The following is an 8,471-nucleotide window of genomic DNA, read 5'->3' as shown; positions in this document are numbered from 1 at the left end:
CCGAAAGAGCGTCGCGACCGTGCAGGCGCGACGGCTCGGACTACTCCTTGTTGAGCCTGTCCTAGCAGGTGCCGGTAGCCTTCTCCCCCGGCTTCGAGGCGGAGCCGGTCACTAGTCTTCCCGGGTCGCGCCGCGATTCTCCGCCTCGTCCTGGCGGTCGGCGTTCGCGTTGTAGGCCAGTACCGCCTCCTCGTCTGAAACCCCCTCCTCGTCGACTGCCTCCCGGAGGATCTGCTGGGGCCTCGACTCGTTGTGGTGTTCGCCTTCGGTGTTGTGACGTGACATGCAGACGCTCCTTCTCTGTTCCAACTCGTGCTCAAGATGAGGCGGGGTCGTTGCCTGCCGGCTTGCGACTCCATCGTTTCACCAGTACCCGCGCCACCCCGGCCACGGCGCCACTGGCCAGGAGCCAGGGGCCGGCGACCAGCAGCGGGTCGATCCACTGGTGCGAGGTGTCCGCGCGGCGGGTGCCGGCGCGGGAGGAGAACCCGTGCCCGGTTACCTCGGCGCGCAATCCGGTCTGGCTCAGGGGGTTGTCCGGCCGTGCCGTGAACAGCGACCGCACGTGGTGCTCTGCGGCCTCGATTCGGTCGGCGGCCAGCAAGCCCAGCCAGTGTGCCGCGCGGGCCTCACTGTAGGTGTAGGCCCATCTGCGCAGCGGGGCGGAGATCCCCCGGGGTGGTTGCGCGGTCCCGAAGACGGGGGTCAGGTCCTGGTGCTCGATCGAACGCTCCCGGGGCCACCGCTCGGGCTGGCGTTCGGGGAACTCCCAGTGGGCCCCGGTCTCCAAGTCCCGCCGCTCCCGCGGGACGGACGGTCGGTCGGCAGGGTCGAGGTCGATGCCCCAGCCCGGGATCTCCGCGCGTAATTGCGCGCTGGTTTTCCCGCGGGACAGGCGGTCCGCGACGTAGGGCGTGGCGGGGGCGGACCTGTCGGAGGTCGGCGGCATGGTGACTCCTTGCCTCTCAGCCGGCGTGGGGCAGCACCAGGGTCTTGATGCAGCCGTCGAGTTTGGAGGAGAACAGATGGTATCCCTCGGCGATGTGCTCCAGCGGCACCCGATGGGTGACGATCTCCCTGGGCGTGAGGTAGCCGTTGCGCACGTGCTCGAACAGGCGTGGCCACTGGCGCTTGACCGGGCACTGGTTCATCCGCAGGGTGAGGCCCTTGTTGAGTGCGTCTCCGAACTTCACCGCGCTGAACATCGGGCCGTAGGCGCCCATGATGGAAATCGTCCCGCCCTTGCGTACGGCGTCGATGGCCCAGTTCAGGGCCACCGGGGATCCGCCTTGCAACTTGAACTTGGCGGACGTGACGTGCTGGAGGAGATTTCCGTCGGCCTCGGCACCGACCGCGTCGATGGCCACGTCCGCCCCCAAGTAGTCGGTTGCCTTCTTCAGCTCCACAACGATGTCGTCGTACTCGGCGAAGTTGTAGACCTCGGCATGCGCGAGGGTGCGGGCCTTCTCTAACCGGTACTCGAGGTGGTCCACGACGATGACGCGTCCGGCGCCCATCAGCCAGCTGGACTGGGCCGCGAACAGCCCGATGGGGCCGGCGCCGAAGACCACGACGGTGTCTCCTTCGGCGATGTCGGCGAGCTGCGCACCGAAGTACCCGGTGGCCACGGCATCGGTGAGCAAGACCGCATCCTCCTCGTGCATCCACTCGGGGATCAGGGCTGGCCCCACGTCGGCGAACGGGACGCGCACATACTCGCCCTGGCCGCCGTCGTAGCCCCCGCAGGTGTGGGAGTATCCGTAGATCCCGCCCACAGCAGTGGCGTTGGCGTTGACGTTGTGACAGTTGGAATACAGCCCACGAGCGCAGAAGTAACAGGAACCGCAATACACGTTAAAGGGCACCATGACCCGGTCCCCCGGTTTGAGGTTCTGCACCGAGGGTCCGACCTCATGCACGCTGCCGACGAACTCGTGCCCGAAGGTGTGCCCGACCCGGGTGTCCGGCATCATGCCGTGGTACAGGTGCAGGTCCGAGCCGCAGATGGCGGCCAGGGACACCTTGACGATGGCATCGTTGGGATGCTCGATGCAGGGCATGTCCCTGTCCTCGACCCGGACCTTGTACGGTCCCCGGTACGCCATCGCACGCACGTTGTCGCCTCCTGCCGTGGTCTTGAGAGGTCCTACCGTGGCGTGTGACGTCGGGGCGGGTCAAGACCTGTTCGCCAGTAGATCGCGGAGTCGTCCGAAGGCCACACCTACCGGGCGGGCCGCCTGGCCGACGAGCCGGCGGGCTGCCGGCAGCAGGGCACGCTTGTCCTTGGGGACTGCCCGGAATACGTCGGCCCGAGGCAGGTCGGATGCCGCCGCGCGCGGTGGACGCAGCTGTGAGACGACCTGGTGCGGACCGGACGTGCTGGGACGAATGTCGAACTCGAAGATGGCAGTGGGAAGGTAGAGGATGGCGCAGGCGTTGGGGATGTCCACGACGCTGGACAGGTGCGCCTCCACCGGCGCTGCCCCCAGCAACAGATAGGCCTGTTCACGGGAGTAGCCGAAGGCCGAGAGATACTCGATGGCCTGCACGCAGGCCCGTTGGTACGCCACGTAGGGGTCGAGGTACTCCTGCCGCCCGTCCACGGTCACCGAGATGCCGGTGAAGCTGACCCAGTCGTCATAGGGCGGTGCCTGGTTCCCCGGCACGAAGATGGCCTGCCCCTCGACCCGGTAGGTGTTCATCCCGTCCGGGATGAGATCCACGTGCACATCCACATACCCACCCATCTCGATCGCCCCACACAGCGTGATCTCTCCATCCCCCTGGGAGAAGTGCAGGTCTCCCATGGACAAATTCGCGCCGTCCACGAATACCGGATAGAAGACCCGGCTACCCCGGGTGAGGTCCTTGATGTCCTGGTTTCCACCGTTCTCCCGCGGCGGAGTCGTCTGGGCTGCCTCCACCGCGATCCGGGCCGCATCGCTCTCTGAGACTCCACCCAGCAGGGCTCCCTTCGCCAGCGGCGGCACGGCCAGCGGTGGGACTCGGAACGGGTTGCGGGCCACCAGCCGGGCCTCCCGCCTGTTCCACCGGCTCAACAACTCCGCGGAGGGCGAGGTGCCCATCACGCCAGGATGCGGGGCCCCGGCGAAGGACACCCCGGGAATGTGCCGCGAGGTGGCCCGTCCGCCGTCGAAGTCCCAGACCGCCTTGTGGGCGTCCGGGAAGTGTTCGTGCAGGAAACCACCGCCGTGGGCCGGCGCGAAAATCCCGGTGTACCCCCAGCCCTCGCCAGCCGGCGGGCCGTGCTGATCCGTCGCCAAGGGACCGACGTCGGCGATGTCCACGACCAGCAGGTCTCCGGGGCGGGCTCCCTCCACGCGGAACGGTCCGGACAACTGGTGTCCGGCATGGAATGGTGCGGTCAGCACGTCTCCGGCTGATTCCTTCACGATCCTCGTGCTCGCCGTCGCTCGTCCGGCTCAAGTGCCCCAGGTCCACGGGGCACAGCACCAATTACACAGTCGTGCGACGGTAGCCGACCACCAGGGCCCGGCTGTAACTCGGGGGAGGCGATCAGTGGGCCGCGCGGGCGGTGGACGGGTCCTCTCCCCGGCGCATCAGGGGCAGATGCTCGACCCGGTGGGCCAGAGTGGCCAGGCTGGTGCTCAACCGGTGCAGACCGGCAGGGCCGCGCTCGGGGCTGCGGAGTATTGCGGCGTCCACGAGATCCCGGAGCCGGTCGAGCAGCGACAGTGGGACGGCGGCGACGACATTGCCGGGCGGGCGCCGGGCCACCACGGGGTGGGCGCGGGTGGGTGCGGTGCGGCGGACCACCTCCCAGGCCAGGCCGAGACTGCGCAACCGGGCCGGGCCCAGCTTCTCCTGCAGCCGCGGGAGTAGGACGTCCTCTTCGTCCCGCACGTCCTCCCGCAGCACCTCGGCCAGCCGGGCGAGGAGGCGTTCGCGGCCGGCATCCTCGGCGGACGTGGTCTCGAGGGCGGTGACGAGCTCGTTGACCTCCTGGTGCTCGCGCTCCACCTCCAAGGTCAGCTCGGGCCCGTCCGGGAGGATCCGGCGCATCACCGGCCACAACACCGCCTCTTCGGCGAAGGCATGCGGGAACACCAACCGGTAGATCTGCAGCAGAACCCGTCCCTGCGTGGAGGCCTCCGCTCCGTCCAGCTGCCGCAGGAGGCGGTCCAGCTCGATGTGGTCTTTCCGTTGCCGCGTCAGCACGCTCAGCCTGCCACCGAGCTCCTCGAGACTTTGATCGGCGATAGATCGCTTCATGACAACCTTTCGGGTCGCTCCCGGCCGAAGAGGCCTTCCGTCACATCGTAAGTCTGCTCCGTGACCTGTATATAGGCTTTTTCGTCCGACGACTCGCCCAGTCGTTTCTTTCGAACGCCGCGTCTCCCTAGACTGGCGCAAACGCGACTGAAGGGACCGCCACCGACCATGAGTGGACGAATTCCCGATCATGCGGTCCGTTTCCCCCTCAATTTCCAGGACTGGCAGTGCCTCACGTTCCTGCACTGGTCCTACGATGTCGCGACCGTCCAGAGTCTGGTTCCCCAGGAACTCACGGTGCAGGAATGGGACGGGCGCACGTGGATCGGCATCACCCCGTTCCGCATGGCGCGGGTCCGGCCCCCAGGTCTCCCGCCACCGCCGGGATGGGGCACCTTCCCAGAACTCAACGTGCGTGCCTACGTGCGTACACAGGACGGACGAGACGGCATCTGGTTCCTCGGGATGGTCGTGCCCCGGCTCACCTTCGTCGCCGCCCTGCGCAGCCTCGGGCTGCCCTATGAACGTTCCCACTCGTCCCATTCCGTGGACGGCGCGCGCTGGGCCTACCGATTCGGCACACCCGGCTGGCTCCGCTCACGGCCGGACGACTGGTTCCAGGCCAGCGTGGACGTCGGTCGGCCGCTGGATGCTACGGAGCGGACGCCGTTGGTCGAGAGCATCACCGGACGCTGGTCGGCCTATCACCGGCGAGCGGGAGTCCTCTGGCGTACCCCGGTCGTCCATGAGCCCTGGCCCCTGCACGCGGCCACCGCCACCGGGAGGCTGACCGCACCGCTGCGCTGGGTCGGACTGCCGTCACCGACCGAAGAGCCGCTCGTGCACGCTGCACCCGCCGTCCACACCCGGCTCGGTGTTCCTCGACCTGCCTGAGCAGTGCGCCGCCCGTGGCGGCGTCGCTGAGGGACGCCCGCCGGCGACACAGGGTGTCAGGCGTCGTGGGGGTATTCGTCTTCCTCGTCCAGGGGATAAACGGTCAGCTGTTCCACGACGTCGGCGTCGTTGGCTTCCACCGGTGGCTTCCGGTCCACGACGGCCTCGTCTTCACTGTCAGGCTGGACGGGGAGCTCCTGTTCAACCATGTCGGCCTCTGCGGCTTCCGGATGAGCCGGTGGAATGATGCCGTCCTCGCACATGATCGTCCTCCCGCAAGTGGTCCATTTCTGTGACCGGGTCCGGTGGTGGCGAGACCTGCGCCTCACCACCACCGTCACCAGTTCCAGGATTTACTGTTCGACGGCGTGTTGCTGCAACGGCGTCACGTCCTGCTCCAACACGTTGTCGCGATCGGTGATGATCTCGATCTTGCGCGACTTGGCGCGCTCGGTCACCGGAAGGGTCACACTGAGCACACCATTGGCGTAGTGCGCCGAGATGTTGTCCATATCGATGCCTTCACCGAGGCTGAGTTGGCGCAGGAACGACCCGCCCTGCCGTTCGCGGTTCAGCCAGCTGACACCATCAGCAGCGGATAGCGTCCGCTCCGCTCGGATCGTCAGCACCTGGCCATCGACATCGATGTCGATCGACCCCGGATCGACCCCTGGCAGGTCGGCTGCCAACACGTAGTGTTCGCCATCACGGTAGAGATCCATCGGCATGGATCGTAGACCGTTTCTGCCGCTCGTCATGCCGCTGGCGAGCCGGTCGAACTCGCGGAACACATCTTCGATCCCCATAGCCATCTTCATCAACTCCTTCATCAAACACTGTCTGACAGGGGACTAGGCGTAGGCCACTGGGTAATCCCAGCACTTGGTAATTTAGCACTCGACACTCGAGAGTGCCAAGCCTGACCGAGACTTCACTGGCGATTTCACTGGCCCTTGACCAACGAAGAGCACTGCTTCACCCGATCCCCACGACGGTGGCAGGACACTGGATGCTTGACCTGCCCACGCTGACTTCACGACGATGGACGAGACCGCTGCGGGCACTTCCAGGAGACATCATGATCACATCGAACGCCGCTGACGGAATTGACCTGATCTCTCACGCCCACGTGAACTGCTACCTGATCGAAGATGAGGAAGGGCTGACCGTGGTGGACGCGGGATTGCCGAGCATGTGGTCCATGGTTCTTGAGGCATTGGAGGCGAGGGGCCGGGGCCCGGGAGACGTCAAGGCTCTGGTGCTCACCCACGGCCATTTCGACCATGTTGGTTTCGCCGCACGGGCCCAGCAGGAATGGGGAATACCTATTCTCGTGCACTCACAGGACGTGCGCCTGGCCGCTCACCCCTATCGATACACCCCGCAGCGCAACCGCTTCCTCTACCCCCTGACGCATCCCAGGTCCCTGCCGTTCCTGGGCCGAATGGCTGCGGCCGGGGCTCTGAAGGTCAAGGGCGTCAATGATGTGAAAAGCCTGCTCACGAGAACACCCGTGCCGATACCTGGCCAGCCCATCGCGGTGCACACCCCGGGCCACACGGATGGACATTGCGTGCTCCATCTGCCCGACCGGGACACCGTCATCAGCGGTGACGCCCTGGTCACCCTGGACCCCTACACCGGCCGGACCGGGCCGCAGATCGTGGCCACGGCTGCCACGAAAGACGCCGACCAGGCAATGGCGTCCTTGGACGCCATAGCCGCCACCGGCGTCACCACAGTGCTTCCCGGCCACGGAGAACCGTGGACTCAGGGCGCCGAGGCCGCGGTACGTCAAGCGATGGATATCGGGGCGCATTAGTCGTACCTGCGGTACTGCCGTCCTGCTGGTTCCGGGGCGAGGAGGCGCGTTCAGTCTTCCGATGCGGTCCGCGTCGCATCCCTCGGAGCACCGCCCGTAGAAATCAGTGTCCTCCTCAAGCCAGCCTTCCAGCTCGGAAAGGCTCTCGAGCAGGCGCACCCCATCGGTCATGTCCACTCTCCTGGCTCGGCATCCCACGTCGAGATGCTTCACTAACCCTCGAGCGTTGGCCAGGGTTCCCTCAACGGAATTGAGCCTCTGCTTCACACCGAGATGTAGTCAGTGGTGCCTTTGACGGTGACCGCGGACGCAGGGGTGAGAAGTTCGGTCAGGGCATTCTGCTCAGTCCAGACCCCCATCTGGACACCCATCCGCGATACCGGTAGAAAACTGGGCAATTGCGGCGTATCGGGTCTTCACGGCGGCCCGGCCTCGGGACATGATCGGATTGTGGCTGATCGCCTGCCAGACGTCATCTCTCGGAAGGACAGATCATGAGTACTACCCCAGACCGATCCCCCACGGACCGCACGACCACTGACCGTGACGCCCCCGGCCGCAGCCCCGTCCAGGTCGTGGCGATGGTCTACGGTGTCGTTTTCCTGTTGGTCGGCATCGCGGGGTTCATCCCCGGACTCACCACCAACTACGAGACGATGCAGTTCGCCGGTCACCACTCCGAAGCCATGCTGATGGGGATCTTCCAGGTCTCGATCCTGCACAACGTCGTCCACGTGCTCTACGGCATCGCCGGACTGGCGCTGGCCCGCACGGGTACCATGACACGGCACTACCTGCTGTGGGGCGGCATCGTCTATCTCCTGCTGTGGCTCTACGGCCTGTTCATCGGCCATGACTCCCCGGCGAACTTCGTGCCGTTCAACAATGCCGACAACTGGCTGCACCTGGGACTGGGCGTGACCATGGTCGCCCTGTCCTTCTTGCCGCGCAGGACGGACCCCACCGTCGAGACAACCGCCGCGACACCACGATATTGATCTCCTACCGACATCCCGACCATCCCTCTGGAAAGGAGCACTATGAAGACCGCACGCGTAGTCATGACCGCTGGAGCCGAGTGCATCGGTGAGAACGAGACCCTCGAAGAGGCCGCACGCAAGATGAAGGACCTGGACGTGGGCCAACTTCCGATCTGTGGCGAGGACAACCGCCTCAAGGGCGTCGTCACGGATCGGGACATCGTGGTCAAGTGCCTGGCGGCTGGCGGCGACCCGCGCCAGACCACGGCCGGCGAGTTCGCCCAGGGTAAGCCGGTGACCATCGGCGCCGACGACAGCATCGAGGAAGCCATCCAGACGATGAAGGAACACCAGGTCCGCCGCCTGCCGGTCATCGACGGCCACGACCTGGTCGGCATGCTCAGTCAGGCCGACGTGGCACGCCACTGGCCCGCCGACCGCGTCGGCGAGTTGCTGGAGGTGATTTCGCACGACTGATTCCGAACACGAGTCCCCTCAGGACCCGAAGGAGGCCCCCGCCG

Annotated in this window: 11 protein-coding genes; 4 read left to right on the top strand and 7 right to left on the bottom strand. The window is 66.2% G+C overall.

The genetic code is table 11. The features are described 5' to 3' along the window. Positions 1-111: 111 nt before the first annotated feature. The 5 genes from ABD134_RS13240 to ABD134_RS13220 form a co-directional block, all read right to left on the bottom strand. On the bottom strand, positions 112-285 hold the full coding sequence (locus ABD134_RS13240) for a hypothetical protein (RefSeq protein WP_344230159.1): 174 nt from the start codon (positions 283-285) through the stop codon (positions 112-114). Between the two features lie 31 nt (positions 286-316). Further along, positions 317-949 carry a hypothetical protein gene (locus ABD134_RS13235; protein ID WP_344230157.1) on the bottom strand — a complete coding sequence of 211 codons (633 nt, stop codon included), beginning with the start codon at positions 947-949 and terminating at the stop codon, positions 317-319. A gap of 16 nt (positions 950-965) precedes the next feature. Next, entirely contained in the window at positions 966-2,114 is a 1,149-nt protein-coding gene (locus ABD134_RS13230) for a zinc-dependent alcohol dehydrogenase (protein ID WP_344230155.1), read from the bottom strand. A 60-nt stretch (positions 2,115-2,174) separates the two neighbouring features. Continuing rightward, positions 2,175-3,413, bottom strand: coding sequence for a formamidase (gene fmdA, locus ABD134_RS13225; protein WP_344230153.1), 1,239 nt, complete (start codon positions 3,411-3,413; stop codon positions 2,175-2,177). 124 nt (positions 3,414-3,537) lie between these two features. Next, positions 3,538-4,254 (bottom strand): hemerythrin domain-containing protein, encoded by a 717-nt coding sequence (locus ABD134_RS13220; protein WP_344230152.1) that lies wholly within the window; start codon positions 4,252-4,254, stop codon positions 3,538-3,540. A 168-nt stretch (positions 4,255-4,422) separates the two neighbouring features. On the opposite strand from ABD134_RS13220, the gene ABD134_RS13215 reads away from it, so the two are divergent. Then, a complete protein-coding gene (locus ABD134_RS13215) occupies positions 4,423-5,148 on the top strand; it encodes a YqjF family protein (protein ID WP_344230150.1) in 726 nt (241 codons plus the stop codon). Between the two features lie 56 nt (positions 5,149-5,204). On the opposite strand, the gene ABD134_RS13210 is transcribed toward ABD134_RS13215, so the two are convergent. Together ABD134_RS13210 and ABD134_RS13205 are read right to left on the bottom strand one after the other, a co-directional pair. Further along, positions 5,205-5,357, bottom strand: coding sequence for a hypothetical protein (locus ABD134_RS13210; RefSeq protein WP_344230148.1), 153 nt, complete (start codon positions 5,355-5,357; stop codon positions 5,205-5,207). Between the two features lie 144 nt (positions 5,358-5,501). After that, positions 5,502-5,954 carry an Hsp20/alpha crystallin family protein gene (locus tag ABD134_RS13205; protein ID WP_344230910.1) on the bottom strand — a complete coding sequence of 151 codons (453 nt, stop codon included), beginning with the start codon at positions 5,952-5,954 and terminating at the stop codon, positions 5,502-5,504. A gap of 272 nt (positions 5,955-6,226) precedes the next feature. Here ABD134_RS13205 and ABD134_RS13200 point away from each other — a divergent pair, with 272 nt between their 5' ends. From ABD134_RS13200 to ABD134_RS13190, 3 genes are all read left to right on the top strand, one after another. Further along, a complete protein-coding gene (locus ABD134_RS13200; RefSeq protein ID WP_344230146.1) occupies positions 6,227-6,970 on the top strand; it encodes an MBL fold metallo-hydrolase in 744 nt (247 codons plus the stop codon). Between the two features lie 494 nt (positions 6,971-7,464). Next, positions 7,465-7,968: a DUF4383 domain-containing protein gene (locus ABD134_RS13195; RefSeq protein ID WP_344230144.1), complete on the top strand. Its 504-nt coding sequence runs from the start codon at positions 7,465-7,467 to the stop codon at positions 7,966-7,968. Positions 7,969-8,010: 42 nt separating this feature from the next. Then, the gene (locus tag ABD134_RS13190; protein WP_344230142.1) at positions 8,011-8,427 is read left to right on the top strand and encodes a CBS domain-containing protein; all 417 of its coding nucleotides are present in this window, start codon (positions 8,011-8,013) and stop codon (positions 8,425-8,427) included. Positions 8,428-8,471 lie beyond the last annotated feature (44 nt).

The organism is Citricoccus alkalitolerans (assembly GCF_039528175.1).
Taxonomy (GTDB): domain Bacteria; phylum Actinomycetota; class Actinomycetes; order Actinomycetales; family Micrococcaceae; genus Citricoccus; species Citricoccus alkalitolerans.
This window is presented reverse-complemented; position numbering and strand designations above follow the sequence as displayed.

Bases quoted from the DNA above. Each gene is read 5' to 3' on its own strand.
- ABD134_RS13240 (WP_344230159.1), bottom strand. From the start codon at position 285: ATGTCACGTCACAACACCGAAGGCGAACACCACAACGAGTCGAGGCCC.
- ABD134_RS13235 (WP_344230157.1), bottom strand. From the start codon at position 949: ATGCCGCCGACCTCCGACAGGTCCGCCCCCGCCACGCCCTACGTCGCG.
- ABD134_RS13220 (WP_344230152.1), bottom strand. From the start codon at position 4,254: ATGAAGCGATCTATCGCCGATCAAAGTCTCGAGGAGCTCGGTGGCAGG.
- ABD134_RS13215 (WP_344230150.1), top strand. From the start codon at position 4,423: ATGAGTGGACGAATTCCCGATCATGCGGTCCGTTTCCCCCTCAATTTC.
- ABD134_RS13210 (WP_344230148.1), bottom strand. From the start codon at position 5,357: ATGGTTGAACAGGAGCTCCCCGTCCAGCCTGACAGTGAAGACGAGGCC.
- ABD134_RS13205 (WP_344230910.1), bottom strand. From the start codon at position 5,954: ATGGGGATCGAAGATGTGTTCCGCGAGTTCGACCGGCTCGCCAGCGGC.
- ABD134_RS13200 (WP_344230146.1), top strand. From the start codon at position 6,227: ATGATCACATCGAACGCCGCTGACGGAATTGACCTGATCTCTCACGCC.
- ABD134_RS13195 (WP_344230144.1), top strand. From the start codon at position 7,465: ATGAGTACTACCCCAGACCGATCCCCCACGGACCGCACGACCACTGAC.
- ABD134_RS13190 (WP_344230142.1), top strand. From the start codon at position 8,011: ATGAAGACCGCACGCGTAGTCATGACCGCTGGAGCCGAGTGCATCGGT.